The organism is Pseudomonas sp. O39, assembly GCF_045447295.1.
Lineage (GTDB): Bacteria > Pseudomonadota > Gammaproteobacteria > Pseudomonadales > Pseudomonadaceae > Aquipseudomonas > Aquipseudomonas antarctica_A.
This window is the reverse complement of record NZ_JBJGXV010000027.1, coordinates 67440-86239: the sequence shown is the minus strand read 5'-3', so window position 1 is coordinate 86239 and position 18800 is coordinate 67440. Positions and strand designations below refer to the sequence as shown.

The following is an 18800-nucleotide window of genomic DNA, read 5'->3' as shown; positions in this document are numbered from 1 at the left end:
GAAGCGCTACGGCTTTTCCTAAAATCCTTGCTGCTTGATCAGCTCAATTAGTGCTCTCAGACCGGCCGGTATATGGCGTCTTCCCGAGTAGTAGAGGCGTAAAGCGTCGAAAGGGGGTGTCCATTCTTCGAGCGCCCGCACCAACGTCCCCTTCGCCAGGTCTACAGAGGCATTCCATTCCGTTAGATACGTCAATCCCATTCCAGCTCTGGCTGCCTGAAGCATCAACGTTGGATTATCAAGTGTCAGCGCGCCTCGTACGTCAACTGCAATGGTTTCGCCGTGGCGCTCAAACTCCCAGCGATAGATTGAGCCACTTGGCATCCGGCTACGGATACATTCATGAGCGCTTAGATCCAAAGGGTTCAAAGGGGCAGGGTGCCTGGCAAAGTAGGCTGGGCTACCCAATACGGCAAACCTCTGAGGCGGGCTGATATCAATCGCGATCATGTCTTGTGGAACGCTATCGCCAAGACGAATGCCCGCGTCAAACCCTTGAGCCACAATATCCACCAGCCGACCTTCAGTGACGATATCCACTTTCATCAGCGGATAACGCCGCATGTACTCCAGCAGCAGCGGCATTACCTGCTTGGCGGCACCTGCTGAAGTATTAAGCCGTAATGTGCCACTCGGCGCCGCTGACTATTGCCCGCTTGTTCAAGCGCCACACGGATAGTCGAAAGGGCGGGTGTGATCGTGCTGACAAACTCTGTCCCTATTTCTGTCAGCGACACACTTCGCGTCGTACGATGAAACAGTCGAACGCCCATCCGCGCTTCAAGTGTGGCGATTGAGTGGCTGAGCGCTGATGTCGATACATTCAGCTCGGTCGCCGCTGCCCTGAAACTGCGATGTCGCGCAACGGCCAGCACCGCTTCCAGTTCATTCAGTCCGGATGTGTTCATTGTCCTGGATCGCTCATCAAGTCATGCGGCGTTGTGCGAATTATCAGGTCAATCATAGTGGCTTACCGTAAGGCATACCAACTGAGTGCCCTCGGAGGCTCCATGCATCAGGTCGACCAGATCTACATCAATGGCCAATTTATTACGCCCCACGGCGAAGAGCTTTTTGACCTGTTCAACCCAGCGACCGCCCAGCGTATTGGTCAGGTTCGCCTGGCTGATGAGCAAGATGCAAACAACGCGGTCAGCGCCGCAAAACAGGCATTTCCCGAGTTTTCACGCACGACAAAATCCGCGCGTGTCGATTATCTGAAGTGTATGCATGCCGCGGTCGCAGCCATAGAGACGGAACTTACAGGTGCCATCATCGAGGAGTACGGCGCCCCGGTATCCCGTGCACGGTGGATGGCCAAGCATGCAGCAAGTGTGCTTCTGGACGCGGCGGCCGTGCTTGCTGACTACGACTTCACGCGACGCATCGGCATCGCTGATGTGACGATGCAGCCACTGGGTGTTGCCGGGCTCATCACCCCTTGGAACAGTAACGCCGGCTTCATCTGCGGCAAGCTGGCCGCAGCATTGGCGGCCGGTTGTACAACAGTGATCAAGCCGAGTGAAATGAGCGCCATCCAGACATCTATTGTCACGCGTGCTCTGCACGAGGCAGGCTTGCCACCCGGTGTATTCAATATTGTCACCGGGCGTGGTGAAACCGTAGGAACCGTGCTGAGTGCGCACCCCGACATTGCCAAAGTCTCATTCACTGGCTCTACCGCTGTAGGCAAACAGATCCTGATGGCTGGGGCGCAAACGCTGAAGCGCATCACACTGGAGTTGGGTGGTAAGTCGCCGGTATTGATACTCGATGATGCCGATCTGAAAAAGGCCATACCCATGGCACTTCAAGCCGGATTCATGAACAGTGGCCAGGCGTGTATTGCCGGTACCCGCATGCTTGTGCCGGCCCACCGCGTGGCTGAAATAGAAGCGCTGATCGTCGAGGAAATGGTCGCTATCCGAGCGGGCGACCCCAATGACAGCGACACGAGTATCGGCCCGATGGTCAGTCTCAAGCAGTGGCAGCGGGTTCAGCGATATATTCAGATCGGCATCGAAGAGGGCGCGCATTTACTGGCGGGCGGTCTTGGTTTGCCTGATGACCTCGGTGCCGGCTGGTTTGTCAGGCCCACCGTATTCAGTCGTGTCACAAACCAGATGACCATTGCCCGTGAGGAGATTTTCGGTCCTGTCCTATCGATCATCACTTACAGCGACGAGGAGGACGCGCTGGCGATTGCCAATGACACGCCCTACGGTCTCCAGGCTTACATTCTGTCATCCGATCTACCGAGGGCTCACGCGTTGGCTGCTCGCATCGATGCCGGTCGCGTGTTAATCAACACCCTGGCCCACGAGCCCCGTGCACCCTTTGGTGGGTTTAAACAATCAGGCATCGGCCGTGAGTATGGCACTTTCGGTTTGGAGGCCTTTCTGGAGCCAAAATCTGTCCTCTCCTGACAAAACAGCATGCCGTTGGGGAAATCGATGCAAAGTGTTTCTGCATTTTTGGTATGGTGCAGCACATTTTCACAAGGATTGATCTGTCATCCGCAGGACGCGGCGTCGACCTTCTTCAACGAGATGCTGTAGAAATGCCTGAACCGATACCGATCAAGGATCACGAAAAAGAAAACCGCCTGGTCAACAAGCGTTTGTTCGCCTGCGCGCTGTTGGTAATTGGCATTACTTGCGCCCTGGTCGGGCGCATGTATTTCCTGCAGGTTGTGCAGTACGACTACCACTCGACGATTTCTGAAAACAACCGCGTCCACGTATTGCCGATTACGCCAACTCGCGGCCTGATTTATGACCGTAATGGCGTGGTTCTGGCTGACAACCGCCCCAGCTATAACCTAATTATCACTCGCGAGCGCACCACTGACCTTAAGGGCGAATTGGACGCCATCGTCAACCTGCTGCATTTGCCGGCAGAAGATCGCGCGGTGTTCGACAAAGCGCTGAAGCAGGCCCGCCATCCTTTCGTGCCCGTTACGTTGTTCTACGAATTGACCGAAGAACAGATCGCCGTATTGGCTGTTAACGAGTTCCGCCTGCCCGGTGTCGACGTCGAGCCGCAATTCGTGCGTCATTATCCGCTGGGTGCGCATTTCGCCCATTCGATTGGCTACGTCGGCCGGATCAATGAAAAAGAATCCAAGGCGCTCGATTCGGTGGAGTACCGTGGCACCCAGTCTATCGGCAAGACCGGTATCGAGCGCTTCTACGAGTCCGAACTGCACGGCCATGTCGGCTATGAAGAGGTCGAGACCAATGCCCAGGGCCGCGTATTACGCGTGCTCAAGCACACCGATCCGATCCCCGGCAAAAACATCGTCCTGAGCCTCGATGTCAAACTCCAGGAAGCCGCCGAAGAGGCCTTGGGCGATCGCCGTGGTTCGGTCGTCGCCCTTGACCCGCAAACCGGCGAAGTGCTGGCCATGGTCAGCAAGCCGAGCTTTGACCCGAACCTGTTCGTCACCGGCATCAGCTTCAAGGAATACGCTGCGCTGCACGACTCCATTGACCGGCCGCTGTTCAACCGCGTACTGCGCGGGCTTTACGCGCCCGGTTCGACGATCAAACCGGAAGTGGCCATCGCGGGTCTAGACAGTGGTGTGGTGACCGCGCAAACACGAGTGTTCGACCCCGGTTACTACCAGTTGCCCGATTTTGACCACAAATACCGCAACTGGAACCACAGCGGCGATGGCTGGGTGGACATGGACGCGGCCATCATGCGCTCCAATGACACCTACTTTTACGACCTGGCTCACAAACTGGGGATTGACCGCCTGCACGACTACCTGGCCGAATTCGGTCTGGGTCAAAAAGTCTCACTGGATATGTTCGAAGAGTCGGCCGGCTTGATGCCTTCCCAGGCCTGGAAGCGTGCGACACGGCGTCAACCCTGGTTCCCGGGCGAAACCGTAATCCTCGGCATTGGCCAGGGTTACATGCAGGTCACGCCTTTGCAGCTGGCGCAGGCCACTGCGTTGATCGCCAACAAAGGTGTATGGAACCGGCCGCACTTGGCCAAGACCATCAATGGCGTGCCGCCCGTGGACGAAAACCCGATGCCTAACGTGGTTCTGAAAGATCCGCGTGATTGGGAACAGGTCAACCACGGCATGCAACTGGTGATGCACGACCCGCGTGGTATCGCTCGTGCGGCGGCGCTTGGCGCCCAATACCGGATTGCCGGCAAGAGTGGTACCGCGCAGGTGGTGGCAATCAAGCAAGGTGAGCGCTACAACCGTAACAAGACCCTTGAGCGCCATCGTGACAACGCCCTGTTCGTTGGCTTCGCGCCGGCTGAACACCCGAAAATCGTGATCTCGGTGATGATTGAGAACGGCGAGGCCGGTGGCCGCGTGGCAGGCCCTGTGGTGCGGCAAATCATGGATGCCTGGCTGCTCGATCAAGAAGGCCACCTGAAGCCGCAATATGCGACGCCGGCCAAAGCGCCAGGTGACCCGCACGTCTAAGTCAGGCCTTCCACTCGTCCCATTGTTCCAGGCTTTCATAAGCCAGCCAGGGCACATCATGGGCTGTCCAGATGTGCGAGGTGGGCCGGACACCCGGATCATCATCCAGTGTCGCCACCCGCACAATCACATGGGGCTGATGCCCGCGCTCTGCCACCAGGTGTGAGCCGCAGCGCGAGCAGAAATGCCTGAGTTTGCCCGGCGATGACTCAAAAGCCGACAGCAGTTCTTCACCCTGCGTCCAGCGAAAGTGCTCACGCATCACCCCGGCTGTGGTCACAAAAGCGGCTGCATGCACCTTACGGCAGCTGTCGCAATGGCAGTGGCTGATGGGCATATCCAGGCTGTCAATTTGATAGCGCACTGCTTTGCAGAAGCAACTTCCATTCAACGGGTCAGTCATAAACGTATTGTCGGATCAAGGATAGGGTCATCATCATCGCGCACAACCCAAGTTTGCGCATTGGTCGATGTCGCCTACTGTCAATGGAGGAGGTGACTTATGCACGTATTAGATCGCATCGAACGAAAGGTCCTGCTCAACGCGTCACGCAAACAGGTCTGGGAAGCACTCACCGATGCCGAGCAGTTCGGCAGCTGGTTCGGCATCGCCCTCAAGGGTAAAACCTTTGCCGCTGGGGAAACCATTGAGGCGCCGATAACCTACCCTGGCTACGAACATGTCGTGTGGAAGGCCAGGATCGAACGCGTCCTGCCACAAACCCTGTTCTCTTTCTGGTGGCATCCTTACGCGGTGGAGAAGGACGTGCACTACGACAAGGAAACGCCGACCCTGGTCGAATTCACCATCGAGGATCGCGCGCCCGGCATCCTGCTGCGGGTGGTCGAATCAGGCTTTGACGCGGTGCCCGAGGCTCGACGCCAGAAAGCGTTCAAGATGAATTCCCGTGGCTGGGATGAGCAAATGAGCAACATCGAAACCTATCTCGGCCAGGCCCGTCGCGCCTGACCCAAACGGGCATCCCGAGGATGCCCGCCTTCGTTGCAATCAGTCTTCGAGAACCGTGGTGATTGGCCGGGTGACCGGTTTTTTTTCAGGTCGATGTGGGTAGTCATCAATTGCACCTGTATCGGGTGGTGGGTCAGCGATGCGCCAATCCGCTGGCCCACCCGGTTGTAACGGTTTTAGAAATCAACCGTCGCCGACAACTTGGCTACTCGCGGATCACCCTGGGTCAGATAGCCGCCCAACGCCGACTCCCAATACTTGGTATTCGCCACGTTTTCCACGGTGGCGCCCACCGTCACATCGCGCTGTGCCACCTTGAAGTTGTAGCGAGCCCCCACGTCGAAGCGGTTCCAGGTCGGCAGGCTCAGGTTGTTGGCCGCATCGGCGTACTGGCCGCCGGTGCGCAACATACGTCCGTTCACGGTCACGCCTTGCAGGCCGGGCACATCCCAGTCCACGCCGGCGTTGAGCTGGAACGTCGGCACGCCGATGGCACGGTTGCCGTCGTTGGCGCCGTTTTGCGTGCCGTTGACTTCAGTGTGAATAACGGTCGCGCCGCCCAGCAGGCGCAGGCCGCTGACCGGTTCACCGAAGACGCTCAGTTCTACGCCCTTGTTGACTTGCTCGCCCTGGAACACAAAGGTCGCGCTTTGATCTGCGTTCAGTTGAGAGTAGCCCTGAGTCGGTTGCTCGATTCGGTAGACACCCAAGGTCGCCCCGTACGTGCCCATATCAAGCTTGACGCCGGCCTCGGTCTGTTTCGAACGAGCCGGTGCAAAGGTCTGGTTGGCGTTGGTCACGGTGGCGTTGCCGAACGTGGTCGGTGCAGTCGGCCCGGAAGCCAGGCCCTCGATGTGGTTGGCATAGAACGAAACGTGGTCCCAGGGTTTGAATACCAGGCCATACACCGGCGTGGTGATGCCCTTGGCGTAGTTGGCGGTGCGCGTGCCTGTGCCGTATGCATAGCCCTGAACCACCAGTTCCTGGCGGCGCAGACCGGCAGTGAACAGCAAGCGGTCATCCATGAACCCCAAGGTGTCTGACACTGCCGCGCTGCGAGCGAATGTCTTGGCGGTGATGCCAGGGTCGTTCAGGTCACTGCCGGCGGTGTAGCCGCCCTTGGCCGGCGCGGCCACGTCGGCTGGATTATAGAGGTTGGTCGCCTGGCTGCCGGAGGCAAAGTCAAACGCGTTGCGTGCCTGGGTCCAGATGCCGGTCAAGCCCAGGTTCAATTTGTGGCTGACAGATCCTGTCTGGAACTTGCCGTTCAGGCCGGCCATCAGGCTGGTGTTGTCTTCCTGGTGAGCGATGTTCGAACCACTGACGGTGGCATTACCCAATGCGTCGTTCAGGGTAACTGACGAGTAACGCCCGATCTCGTTGGTGTGCTTGGCGCCGCCAGCGACATAGGCGGTCCAGTTGTCGTTGAGGTCGTACTCGCCACGCAACATGCCGAAGGTATCTTCAAGGCTGGTGGTGCCCCAGTTCGGCGCGTAGTTGGTGTCGGCGGACGGGGCGTTCGGGATATGGGTCAGCCCATTGCCGAGCAACACCGTATTGCGGCCGCCATTGACTTGCTGCTTCTGATAAACAAAGTCGCCCGACAAACGCAGTGCATCACCGCGGTAATCCAGCCCGACGGAGAACAGCTTCGAACGCTGGTTCTCATCGTCGATCGCAGTATCGCCTTCACGCTGGGACAGGTTCACCCGGGCTCCAAAGCGGTTGTCCTCGCCAAAGCGCTGGCCGATGTCGAGGTGTTCACCCATCCGCCCATCACTGCTGATATCCGTGCTGAAACGGCGCAGCGGCAGATCATCGGCGCGCTTGGGTTGCAGGTTTACGCCGCCGCCAATGCCTGAGCCGCCGGGCGTGACACCGTTGATAAAGGCATTGGGGCCCTTGAACACTTCAACCCGTTCCAGGGCGTCGGTGGACATGATCTGGCGCGGCAGGATGCCGTACAAGCCGTTGAACGAAATATCGTCGCCATTGAGTGGCAAGCCGCGAATCACGAAAGCCTGGGCCTGGTTTGCGTAGCCCGATGCCTGGCGCACCGACGCATCATTGAGCAACACATCGCCGACGGTTTGCGCTTGCTGGTCGCGAATCAATTTCTCGGTATAGGAGGACATGCTGAACGGCACATCCATGATGTCCTGGTTGCCCAGCACTCCCAATTGGCCACCGCGTGCAACCTGGCCGCCAGCGTAAACCGGGGGCAGGGCGTTCGGCGCAGGCGCCTCGGCATTGATGTTGGTGGCGCCCAATTCCAGTGTGTTGCCGTCCTGACGGTTGTTCGCATCCTGCGGGGTGACTGGGGATGCAGCATGAGCGGTGAGGCTCAGAGAACAGCAAAGGGCGAGCAGGGTCGGGCGAAACGGTACAGAAAGTCGGCTGCAAGTGGGCATGGTCGATCCTGACGGCGAACCGTCAATGTGAGGAAAAGGGCAACAACGTTGCGCTTCCTCGCTGCGCGGATACGACTCCGGTGCAAATGATAGTGATTGTTATTAATATTCTGCAACAAATTTGTGGGATTGCAGTCTGGGCGCGCGTTAACGTGCCGCGTTTGGCCGGATGCCGAGTAGAATCACGCCCTGAAAGCGATTCCTGAGGTGCGGTACGGTGGATTTACAGCAGGGTTTTGTCCTGACCCGGCATTGGCGCGACACCCCGGCGGGCACGGAGGTCAGTTTCTGGCTGGCCACGGACCTCGGGCCGCGGTGCATCCGCCTCCCCATGCAAACCTCGGTCATGTTTATCCCCGAGGCCCATCGCAAGCATCTGGATTGGCTGCTCAAGGGCGAGCGCGATATCGAGTTGCGCCCGTTGCAGCTGTGCGATTTCCACCATCGACAGGTCCTGGGCCTCTACACCCGCCAGCACCGCCAAATGATGGACCTGGAAAAACGCCTGCGCGCTGCGGGAGTTGATGTATACGAAGGCGACGTGCGCCCGCCCGAGCGCTACATGATGGAGCGCTTCATCACCGCCCCGGTGTGGTTCGGTGGTACACCGGACGTGAATGGCACGCTGCTCGACGCACACATGAAACCCGCGCCCGAGTACCGTCCGCCGCTGAAACTGGTGTCTTTGGACATCGAGACCACTGCCCAGGGCGAGCTGTATTCCATTGCCCTCGAAGGCTGCGGCGAGCGCCAGGTATACATGCTCGGTCCGCCGAACAAGACCGATGCCGTCGACTTCAAGCTCGACTACTGCAACACCCGCGGCCAATTGCTCGAACGCCTCAACGCGTGGCTCGCCACCCATGACCCCGACGCGATCATCGGCTGGAATGTGGTGCAGTTCGACCTGCGTGTACTCCACGAACATGCCCAGCGCCTCAACGTGCCCTTGCTGCTGGGCCGTGGCGGTGAAGCCATGGCCTGGCGCGAACATGGCAGCCGCAATCACTATTTTGCGGCAGCCGCGGGGCGCCTGATTATCGACGGCATCGAAGCCCTGCGTTCGGCTACCTGGAGTTTCGAATCCTTCAGCCTTGAAAACGTCGCGCAAACCCTGCTTGGCGAAGGCAAGGACATCTCCACGCCTTACCAGCGCATGGATGAAATCAACCGCATGTTCGCCGAGGACAAGCCCGCCCTGGCGCGCTACAACCTCAAGGACTGCGAGTTGGTCACGCGGATTTTCGAGAAGACCGAGCTGCTCAAGTTCCTGCTGGAACGGGCCAGCGTCACCGGGCTGCCGGCCGACCGCAACGGCGGCTCCGTCGCCGCGTTCACCCATCTGTACATGCCATTGATGCACCGCCAGGGCTTTGTCGCACCGAACCTTGGCGACAAACCACCCCAGGCCAGCCCCGGCGGGTTTGTCATGGACTCGCGGCCCGGCCTCTACGAATCGGTGCTGGTGCTGGATTACAAAAGCCTCTACCCGTCGATCATCCGCAGTTTCCTGATTGACCCGGTCGGTCTGATTGAGGGCCTCAAGCACCCCGATGACAGCGAATCGGTGGAAGGCTTTCGCGGTGCGCGTTTCTCGCGTAGCCGGCACTGTTTGCCGTCCATCGTTGCACGCGTTTCCGAAGGGCGCGAAGTGGCCAAGCGCGAACACAACGCGCCACTGTCCCAAGCCCTGAAAATCATCATGAACGCGTTCTATGGCGTACTCGGTTCCAGCGGCTGTCGGTTCTTCGACACCCGGCTGGCGTCCTCAATCACCCTGCGTGGTCACCAGATCATGCGCCAGACACGGGAGCTGGTTGAGGCCAGGGGTTATGAGGTGATCTACGGCGATACCGACTCCACTTTCGTTTGGCTGGGCGGCGCCCATTCCCAAGAGGACGCCAGCCGTATCGGCCAGGAATTGGTGCAGTACGTCAATGCGTGGTGGCGTGCGCATTTGCTCAATGAGTTCGGCCTGCAAAGTGCCCTGGAACTGCAATACGAAACCCACTTCAGCCGCTTCCTCATGCCGACCATTCGCGGCGCGGAGGAGGGCAGTAAAAAGCGTTACGCCGGCTTGGTCGTGCGCGCCGATGGCAGCGAAGAAATGGTCTACAAAGGCCTGGAAACCGTGCGCAGCGACTGGTCGCCCCTGGCCCGGCAATTCCAGCAGGAACTCTACCAGCGCATCTTCCATCGCCAGCCCCATCAAGACTATGTGCGCGACTATGTGCGTCGAACGTTGAGCGGCGAACTCGACGACCTGCTGATCTACCGCAAACGCCTGCGGCGTCAACTGGATGACTACGAGCGCAATGTCCCGCCTCATGTGCGCGCTGCGCGCCTGGCGGATGAATACAACGACCGTCTTGGGCGCCCACGTCAGTACCAGCGGGGTGGCTGGATCAGCTACGTGATCAGCGTCAACGGCCCGGAACCGCTGGAGGTGCGGCAGGCACCCATCGACTACGACCACTACGTTACCCGTCAATTGCAGCCGGTGGCCGATGCGATCCTGCCGTTCGTGAATGATGATTTCGGCACCTTGGTCGGCGGGCAAATGGGCCTGTTCTAAAACGCTTGCCTGGAGGCCGTGAGAGCCTGCACTCTTGGCCTCTAAAGACCCCTCGGACGGCGCGCCTCTCCATGAACCAGATCACTCTGACCGGCACTACGGTCGAACTTCAACCCCTGCAACGTGAACATGCGGCTGCACTGGTCGAGGCTGCCGCCGACGGCGAGCTTTGGAACCTCAACGTTACCCACGTGCCGGGCCCCGAAACCGTCGCCAAGTACATCGACCTCGCCATCGCCGGGCGTGAGGCCGGCACCATGATCCCGTTCGCCATTGTGCGTCGCGACGGCGGCCAGGTGCTCGGCAGTACACGCTTCTGGAAGGTCGACCGGGTTAACCGCAAGCTCGAGATCGGCCATACCTTCTTGGCGCAATCGACGCAAAAAACCTCGGTCAACACCGAATCCAAATTGCTGCTGCTGACCTACGCCTTCGAAGTGCTGGAGTGTGTGCGGGTGCAGTTCACCACGGATGAACTCAACGAAAAATCCCGCGCCGCCATCCTGCGTCTGGGTGCCGTGCAAGAAGGCATTGTGCGCCACGAACGCATCATGCCCGACGGGCGCAAGCGCAACTCGGTGCGCTTCAGCATCATCGATTCGGAATGGTCGCAGGTGAAGGCCAATTTGCAGGCCAAGCTGCTGCGATAAGGAGGAAGCACTCATGTACACGCTCTACGGCATTGATGAATCCGGCTCCTGCATGATCGAAATCGCCTTGCAGCGTTGCGCGGTGCCGTGGCGACGGATCGACGCCAGTTCCTGGGACTACAGCGAGGGCAGCGAAGCCCTTGCACGGATCAACCCGCTCAAACAGATACCGACCCTGGTCACCCCCGATGGGCAGGTGCTGACCGAAAGCGCCGCCATCCTGATCCACCTGGGCCTGGAGTTTCCCGCTTCCGACCTGCTGGCCGGCAACCGCGCGCAGATCCTGCGTGGCCTGCTGTACATCGCTGCCAATTGCTACTCGGCAATCGGCATCATCGACTATCCGCAGCGCTGGCTGGGCAATGCGGATGAAGCGGTGCAGGCGCAATTGATCACCGGTACGCGTCGCTATCTGCATCATGCGTGGGTGGTCTTCGCCGAACAGTTTGCCGACCAGTTGTTCGCCCCGAACGCCGTGCCGAATGCACTGGGCATCATGGCCGCAGCGGTGTCGCGCTGGGACGAGGCGCGCGAGGTGTTGGGCAACTTGGCGCCAGGCTTTGCCCAGACACTGGTGCAGGTGGACACCGACCCCATCGTGGCGCCCGTCTTTGCGCGACATTGGCCGGAATGGGACGTCTCGTAATGTTTCCGCAATCAGAAGAAACAATGACCGTTGCCCCCACCCAACCCCTTGCGTAGCGGGCGTCCTGACCTACGCTTCTTAACGTGGTGTAGGAATCATCCTTGAATTTGACTGTCGCAGACATGAAACTCAAGAACCCTGCATGGAATTCAAAGGAGGTGCGCATGCTCATCCGGTCGCTGACCCTGGCTACCTTGATGGCTTTTACGGGGCCGCTGTTGGCCGCGGATGATATCAACCCGCTCAAGCAGGACTTGGGCAAGTCCCGCCCGCTGGTAGTGGTGGAGCTGGATTCCGGCAACGAAACGCTGGCCACCCTCAAGAAACAGCTGGACGAGCCTACCAACAAGCAGTCCTTTGAAGAGCGCAGCATGGTCCTCTACACCGTCAAGTTCGGCAGTATCGGTGCCGAAGGGGAGAAGTTCGCCAAGGACGCAAAGGACAACAAAAAGCTCACGCCGCCTGAAACCAACGCGTTGATCCGCGCCCTCAAGTTGGGCGCCGGCAGCGGCACCAAAGTGATCCTGGTGGGGAAGGACGGCGAGAAGAAAGTCGAGAAAACCGTGCCACCGGATACCCTCGATCTGAAGGCGTTTTTCAGCGCCATCGACCAGATGCCGCAGGCTGAAAAAGACCTTGCCGCGCCTGCCGAGCCGGAGCCTGCCGCAGCTGCTCCAGCCAAGGGCGCCAAAGCGGCCAAGCCCGCAAAACCCGGCAACAAGCCTGCCGCGCAACAACTGGATGATTGAAAATACCTAACCCCTGTGGGAGCGGGCTTGCCCGCGATGACGCAGTGTCAGTCAATACACCTTTGAATGACCCATCGCTATCGCGGGCAAGTCCGCTGCTGCAAGTGTGTCGCAGCCTTTTCAAGTTTTTGGGGCTTTACGCACCGGAAACGGAAAGTAGAAAAACCGCAAGAACGCCACTCGCTTGATCACTTCCCCGATCAGCAACGGCACGACCACCGCCACCACCAGGCCCAGGCATGCGGCCAGGAAGGGATGCAGACCCAGGCGCTCCATCAGGTCGACGGTCTTGTGCTGGATTTCCCCATGGAAGATCAACAGGATCAGGGTCGACTGGCCGATATACGTCATCGCCCGCGTGATGACGGCCGACACCATCAGCACCCGCGCCAATGCCCAGCACGCGTACACGCCGATCACCGCCAGCAGGCTGGTCCACAACCAGTGGTCGTAGCGCCGTTGTGCCAGGTCCATGGTGGCGTGGCTGTAGAGGAACACTGCGGCGAACAATGCCACCGCAATCACCACCGTCAGCAGCGAGCCCTCATGCCTGCGCAGCCAGTCGCGCAACAGGTAGCCGTAGATGAAATAGGTGCTGCTGATCAAGGTGACTTCAAGGCTGAACGGGAGGCCGGGCAGCGTCCAGGTGTGCCCACCGACGGTCACCGGTATTTGCCAGAACCACGGCAATACCCAAATACCGATTAACAGTTGCACCACTATCAGCAGGCAGCTCACCGGCAGTGACAGTTTCAGACGCTGGATCAGTCGCAGCATCAACCAACTGAACAGAATCGCCACCCAGAAATGCGGCAGAAACCACAGGGCCTGCCACGGAATGGTGTCCACCGAGGCGTACAGCACACCGCCGATATCCGGCAGCAGCGGTTGCCCGCGCAACACCGCGCGCACGATCACGTACACCAGCATGGTGAAGAAAAACGGCTTGAGCAGGCCGTCGGCCTTGCGTATCGCCATTTCCACAAAAGGTTGCTCGGGCTTGAAGAACACCCCGGACAGGAAAAAGAACAACGGCAATATAAACGAGGCGATGATCGGATACAGCACGTCCGGCGAGTTAGCGACAAACCAGCTGTGGCCATACACGATCATCAGGATGCCGATGCCTTTGGCAATATCCATCTGAATCCAACGATGTTTCAAGTGACCACCCCCAATTCCTCTTTCATGCCTTGCGCCACGGCTTCAGCCATAGCCCCATACTCAACAACACCACGGCGCCGGCCAGGGTACTCAGCCCCAGTTGCAGCCACACGCCTTGAATTCGAAACAATATCAGCGCTGCCAGGCTCATCAGCCCTGCACTGAGCAGCCATTGCCGCGCCCAGGGCAGGGCGCCGAGCAACGACTGTCGCTGCATCAGCAGCAATGCGGTGCAAATCACGCCCGCCAAGGCGGCCAATGGAATACCCGCCAGGCCAAACACCAAGGGCAGGGCGCCGAGCAACAGCACATTGACCAGGCTACCCAGCAACTCGCAACGCAACGGCTGGCGCGTGTCGCCGGCGGCATAGGCATAACGCGCCAGCAACGCGTTCCACGCACCGAATACGAGCGGCACGGCAAACCACGCCAGCAGCAGCGGCAACGGCGAGTCGGCCGATTGCTTGGGCAGCAACAACGCCACCAGGCTGGGTGCTGCGGCCACCAGGCCGACGCCGGCAGGCAACGTGAGCACGCTGGCGGTTTCCAGGCCGCGTTTGAGCAAGGCCAGGCGCTCATCGCCCTGGCGTCGGCTCATCATGCCCAGCAACACTTGGTTGAGGCTCATCAGTGCAATCAGCGGCAGGTTCATGAGCTTGCGGGCGAGGTTGACCCACGTCACGGCGCCTTCGCCGAGCAGCGACGCCACCAGGCGCTCGATCAACGCCAACCCCTGGCTGGCACCATTGCTTAACAGCAGCGGCCCGATGCGTTGGCCCAGTTCCCGCAACGGCGTGAACGACAACTGCCAGCGCCACGGCCGCCAGCCCTGACGCCAGATCGACGGCAGCAGTGCCAGTGGCATCAACAGACTCCCGGCCACACACGCCAAGGCGAGTGTGTGCGGTTGAGTCGCGGTGCCCGCCAGGGCGAGGTACGTCACCGGCGGCAGGTTGAACAGCAGCGAACCCAGGCCCGCCAGCACAAACCGCTCACTGGCCTGCAACGGAATACTGAACAGTGCATGCAGCATCAACCCCGGCACGCACCAGGCCACGATCTGTAAGTTGCTACCGGCAAGCGCCGTCGCGCTGGCCGCCAACCCTGGCCCGAGTAATTGCACCAGCCATGGCGCCAACAGCGTCAGCAACAGGCTGGTGACCAGCGCGATCAGCATCAGCGCCGGGAACAGCACCGCCAGCCAATCCAGGCGTTCAGCGTCCTTGCGTTCCAAGTACAGCGGCAGCGCGGCGGCGCTCAATACGCCACCGGCCAGCGACATGCGCAACGCCTCGGGCAAAAACAGTGCGATCAGGAACGCATCGCTGCGTTCGCCCGCGCCCCAGGCGGCAACCAGCAACCACTCGCGGGCAAACCCGAGGCACAGGCCAAGCAAGGTCGCAAGCGTCAGCCAGACGGCAGAACCGAGCATGGTTAAGGCCGCGCGCCGTCAAGGATCGGCTTGCGATAAGCCACGGTCTTGAGCTGCGGCAGGCGTGCCGGAAACAGTCGGCGCGCCTCCAGCACATTGAGGCCCACCATCAGCCAGAACAGCGCCACCATCACCACCGCAAAGCTGAAGTAGTGGTCAAACAAACCGCTGACCAGCGCCGAGAGAATCCCGGCAGTGCTGCCCAGCCACAGCGCGTTGTCCTTGGTCAGGCGGATCGGGCCTTTTTCCGGGCGCGCCTCACGCCACCAGCGCACGGTGACGGCGACAAACAGCAGCATGCCGACAATGCCGATCTTATAGATGAGGTTCAGCCACAGGTTGGAGATCCCCAGCAACAGAGTGCCCGGCACCGGTGGGTCGACCTTGAAGCCAATGCCGAACGGATACGCCGCCACCGCCTGCGGGAACATGCGGTACTCATCGACGCGCACTTCGGTACTGGCGTTGTCCGACGAAAAGATCGTCGCCAGGCGGTCCTGTAACGGTGGATAAGCCATCACCAGCGCCACCGTCAGCGCGGCGCCGATCATCAACAGACGCCCGGTGTACGGCACACGGCGTGTCGCCATCCACATCAGCACCAGCGCCAGGCTGACCATCGCGCCACGGCTACTCGCCAGCAGCAAGGCCGCAGCGCCCAGGCACGCCACGCCCAGGCCCAGCGCGCGCTTCCAGCCTTGTTCGGTCATGCCATAGCAGAACGCCAGGGGCAGCAGCAGCGCCATGATCCCGCCGATGGCGTTCGGGTGCATCCACGGCGAGCCCATGCGCGACGCCATCGCCTCCAGGCCGAATTTCAACATGTCGAAGTTGCCGTAATTGAACACCGCCAGGATCGGCGCAATGCCCGCCCCCGAGCGGGTGCGCACAAACACTGCAATCGACAGCACCAGCATCGTCAGCGTGCCCAGCAGCAGGGCGATCACCAGCGATTCGCGTTGCTTGTAGCCGGTCAGCAACTTGGCGCAAAGGAACACGCCCGAGAGGTTCAGCAACCAGCGCAGCCAGTTGGCCGTGCCGCTGCTGTCGGCGTGGATGCTGACCTGGCCGACGATAAACGGGAACACGCTGAACAGCATCAGCCACAACAGCGCCTGGTCGGTGGGGCGCCGTGACAGGCGGGGTGTATCAGGCACGCGCGACAGAAAACTGTGCCACACCACCGCCCCCCAGGTCAGCGCGAGTACGGCTTCGCTCACCGTACTGCGAATGCCCAGGTTGACGGTCGAATACGGCATAAAGGTCGCGACCCCGGCGAACAGCAACAAGCCCCAGAACGGGAAGCGCAGGATGGTTACTGCAGCCGCCAGACCGATCACGGCGAGGAAGGCCTTGGCCGGTGACAGCATCAAGGCGAGTGCGCCGAACAACAGGCCCAAGAGGATGGCGACGAGGCTTGCCAGGGGGAGTCTCATTTCAATTCCTCGATCAGTTCGGCCAGACGTCGACGATAAGCCTGGTGGTTGAAACGTTGTGCCCACAGCTTGCGTTGTTCGGGAGAATCTTCGGTAGGGCGCCCCACCAGCTCGACCATCAATTGCACCAGCGCGGGTGCGTCGCTGGGCGAAAAGCGCGGGGCCGAAGGCGGCGTGATTTCATCCAGCGACGTGCCGCTGGCCACCGCCACCGGCGTGCCGACGCTGAGGGCTTCAATGACCGGTAAGCCAAAACCTTCAGCATAGGACGGCTGCCACAGGCGCGAGGCCTTGCGGTACAGCCCGTGCAATTGTGCATCTGACACACCACTCAGGGCGCGAATACCCGGCAGGCTGCGCTGGGCTTCGGGCAGATGTTCGAGGCTGCCTATCAGCACCAACTCGGGTACGGCGGGAGACAGGCGACGTGCCTGCTGCCAGGCGTCCACCAGAAACGGCACGTTCTTGCGCAACTCACGGGTGCCGACCAGCAGCCAGTAATGTTCCGGTAACTGGTGCGCCGACAGGTCCGCAGCCAGTTCGACAAAACCCTCCACTTGATTAGGCAATACGCGAATCTTGCCCGCCGCCTTGGGAAACAGCCGCGCGGTTTCATCGGCGCTGTACTGCGAGGGCGTCCATACCCGATCGGCGCTGTGCACTGCATAGGCGATCGAGAGTCGATCGCTGGTCTTGTAGATCAGCGCCTTCAAACGGTTGGCGTGGTAGTTGTTCAGGGTGATCTGGAACAGGTCATGCAACAGCACCACGGTACGCAAACCCTTCGGCTTGGGGGGGAGCGGAAGGCCCATATTGAACGTGCTGATGTACAGGTCGATGTGCTGCTCACGTAACGCGCGTGGCAGAAAACCAGCCTCGAACCGCAGGCGATTCTGCGGTTGGTGCATGGCTGTCTTCGCGCAGCCCCAGGTCGGGCAGTGGGCCTGCAAGCGGGTTTCATCGCCCAGGGGGGCGACGGTGAACCGTTCAAGCTCGACATCCGGCAGCGTGCGCAGGGCATTTTCCAGCGCGTACACCTGGCGACTGATCCCCGATTGCGGTGAGGTGCCGACGGTGCGGTAATCCAGGCCTACACGCATGCGGGTTCCTTTTGACTGAGCGGCGACAGGCTTGCATACACCTGCTCCAGTTGGCTGGCGGCGACACTCCAGTCATGGGCCCGGCGCACATACGCACGGCCCGCTTCACCCATCGGCGTGGCGGCTTCGGGAAATTGCAGCAGGCGTACCACGGCGTCCGCCAGGCTTTCGGCGGTTTGCCCGCCGAGGTAATCCAGGCCCTCCACCAGATCCAGGCCCGACACGCCTTGTTCGGTGCTCGCCAAAGGCAACCCGGCGGCCAGCGCTTCCAGCACTTTCAATTTGGAACCGCCGCCATGGCGCAAGGGCGCCAGAAACACCGAACAGCTCGACTGCAGGTTCAACAGGTTCGGCACAAACCCTTGCCACTCGATACGCGGGTCCTTCCAGCGTTCACGCCAACTGTCGGGCATGCCGAAACCGCACACACTCATGCGCGCATCCGGGCAGAGCTCCCAGACCCTGGGCAGGATTTCATCCAGGGCCCATTCGATGGCATCCACATTGGGCGCATATTCATAGTTGCCGAGGAACAACACTCGGCGCGCCGATGGGTCGGGGTGAGCGGCGGCAAAGTGATCACAGTCCACGCCATTGACGACTACCGGCACCGGTTTGCCGGCGATCCTGGCCAGCACCTGTGCATCGCTTTCGGTGACCGCCACTACCTGCGCGGCCTGGCGCATCACGCGGCGTTCCCAGCGCGCGTAGCGCCATTGATCGTAGCGAATGAACGGCAGCGCCCACCGCGGCAGGCGATCGTAAGTGGCCGCGCCCAGCGCCGATTCAACATTGTGCTCCGTCAGCACGAAAGGCTGGGATTTGCGTGCCAGGGCGTCTTCATAAGGCTGGAAGGCATACGTGTGCTCGATCTGCACCACGTCCCAGTGCTCTTTGAGCAATTGATTGAAAGTGTCCTGCAGCGCGCCCGACAAGCCATTCACACTGGCCAGCAGCGGGTAGGGCGCAAACAGCCCGGCCACCAGGGTTTTCAGGCTGCGCAGCGGGCGGCGTGGCAGTACGATCAATTGCTCGAGGAAGGCTTCCAGCACCTGGCGGTCAGTCAGCGACACCGGGTGCTTGTCATGCAGCAGCAAGGTGATCCGATGCCCACGCGCGGCCAGGCTGCGCAGCAGGTGGAACTGGCGCGTCTTGCCGCCGCTGGTAGCGGGCCAGGGCGAGTAGGGCAGGATCCATAAAATGCGCATGGCGGG

The 18800-nt window shown here is 60.5% G+C and carries 14 protein-coding genes and 1 pseudogene; 7 read left to right on the top strand and 8 right to left on the bottom strand.

The window, feature by feature from the left end; genetic code table 11:
* Nucleotides 1-18 precede the first annotated feature (18 nt).
* Nucleotides 19-908 (bottom strand): annotated as a pseudogene (locus ACI77D_RS25755) (LysR substrate-binding domain-containing protein).
* Nucleotides 909-1010: 102 nt separating this feature from the next.
* On the opposite strand from ACI77D_RS25755, the gene ACI77D_RS25750 reads away from it, so the two are divergent.
* Nucleotides 1011-2426, top strand: a complete 1416-nt coding sequence (locus tag ACI77D_RS25750; protein WP_407017729.1) for an aldehyde dehydrogenase family protein — start codon at nt 1011-1013, stop codon at nt 2424-2426.
* Nucleotides 2427-2560: 134 nt separating this feature from the next.
* Nucleotides 2561-4453, top strand: coding sequence for a penicillin-binding protein 2 (mrdA, locus tag ACI77D_RS25745; protein ID WP_064451708.1), 1893 nt, complete (start codon nt 2561-2563; stop codon nt 4451-4453).
* A gap of 1 nt (nt 4454) precedes the next feature.
* Here mrdA and ACI77D_RS25740 read toward each other — a convergent pair whose 3' ends face one another.
* Nucleotides 4455-4856, bottom strand: a complete 402-nt coding sequence (locus ACI77D_RS25740) for a GFA family protein (protein ID WP_064451709.1) — start codon at nt 4854-4856, stop codon at nt 4455-4457.
* A gap of 99 nt (nt 4857-4955) precedes the next feature.
* Here ACI77D_RS25740 and ACI77D_RS25735 point away from each other — a divergent pair, with 99 nt between their 5' ends.
* A complete protein-coding gene (locus ACI77D_RS25735; protein WP_221294365.1) occupies nt 4956-5423 on the top strand; it encodes an SRPBCC family protein in 468 nt (155 codons plus the stop codon).
* Nucleotides 5424-5599: 176 nt separating this feature from the next.
* Here ACI77D_RS25735 and ACI77D_RS25730 read toward each other — a convergent pair whose 3' ends face one another.
* Nucleotides 5600-7834 (bottom strand): TonB-dependent siderophore receptor, encoded by a 2235-nt coding sequence (locus ACI77D_RS25730; protein WP_221294366.1) that lies wholly within the window; start codon nt 7832-7834, stop codon nt 5600-5602.
* 217 nt (nt 7835-8051) lie between these two features.
* Between ACI77D_RS25730 and ACI77D_RS25725 the strand changes: the two genes are divergently transcribed.
* The 4 genes from ACI77D_RS25725 (at nt 8052) to ACI77D_RS25710 (ending at nt 12454) form a co-directional block, all read left to right on the top strand.
* On the top strand, nt 8052-10409 hold the full coding sequence (locus ACI77D_RS25725) for a DNA polymerase II (RefSeq protein ID WP_259762782.1): 2358 nt from the start codon (nt 8052-8054) through the stop codon (nt 10407-10409).
* Between the two features lie 71 nt (nt 10410-10480).
* On the top strand, nt 10481-11059 hold the full coding sequence (locus ACI77D_RS25720) for a GNAT family N-acetyltransferase (protein ID WP_064451713.1): 579 nt from the start codon (nt 10481-10483) through the stop codon (nt 11057-11059).
* A 13-nt stretch (nt 11060-11072) separates the two neighbouring features.
* Nucleotides 11073-11705: a glutathione S-transferase N-terminal domain-containing protein gene (locus tag ACI77D_RS25715; RefSeq protein ID WP_064451714.1), complete on the top strand. Its 633-nt coding sequence runs from the start codon at nt 11073-11075 to the stop codon at nt 11703-11705.
* Nucleotides 11706-11869: 164 nt separating this feature from the next.
* Nucleotides 11870-12454, top strand: coding sequence for a DUF4174 domain-containing protein (locus tag ACI77D_RS25710; protein ID WP_407017727.1), 585 nt, complete (start codon nt 11870-11872; stop codon nt 12452-12454).
* Nucleotides 12455-12574: 120 nt separating this feature from the next.
* On the opposite strand, the gene ACI77D_RS25705 is transcribed toward ACI77D_RS25710, so the two are convergent.
* From ACI77D_RS25705 to ACI77D_RS25685, 5 genes are read right to left on the bottom strand one after another with little or no spacing between them, the layout of a single operon-like run.
* On the bottom strand, nt 12575-13597 hold the full coding sequence (locus tag ACI77D_RS25705; RefSeq protein WP_221294369.1) for an acyltransferase family protein: 1023 nt from the start codon (nt 13595-13597) through the stop codon (nt 12575-12577).
* 43 nt (nt 13598-13640) lie between these two features.
* Complete coding sequence (gene murJ / locus ACI77D_RS25700; protein WP_221294370.1) at nt 13641-15050, bottom strand: murein biosynthesis integral membrane protein MurJ; 1410 nt, start codon at nt 15048-15050, stop codon at nt 13641-13643.
* 2 nt (nt 15051-15052) lie between these two features.
* The gene (locus ACI77D_RS25695; protein ID WP_064451718.1) at nt 15053-16486 is read right to left on the bottom strand and encodes an O-antigen ligase; all 1434 of its coding nucleotides are present in this window, start codon (nt 16484-16486) and stop codon (nt 15053-15055) included.
* Complete coding sequence (locus ACI77D_RS25690; protein ID WP_262667481.1) at nt 16483-17586, bottom strand: glycosyltransferase family 1 protein; 1104 nt, start codon at nt 17584-17586, stop codon at nt 16483-16485. Before ACI77D_RS25690 ends, ACI77D_RS25695 begins: the two co-directional genes overlap by 4 nt.
* A complete protein-coding gene (locus ACI77D_RS25685; RefSeq protein ID WP_407017726.1) occupies nt 17577-18794 on the bottom strand; it encodes a glycosyltransferase family 4 protein in 1218 nt (405 codons plus the stop codon). The genes ACI77D_RS25690 and ACI77D_RS25685 overlap by 10 nt, the downstream gene beginning before the upstream one ends.
* Nucleotides 18795-18800 lie beyond the last annotated feature (6 nt).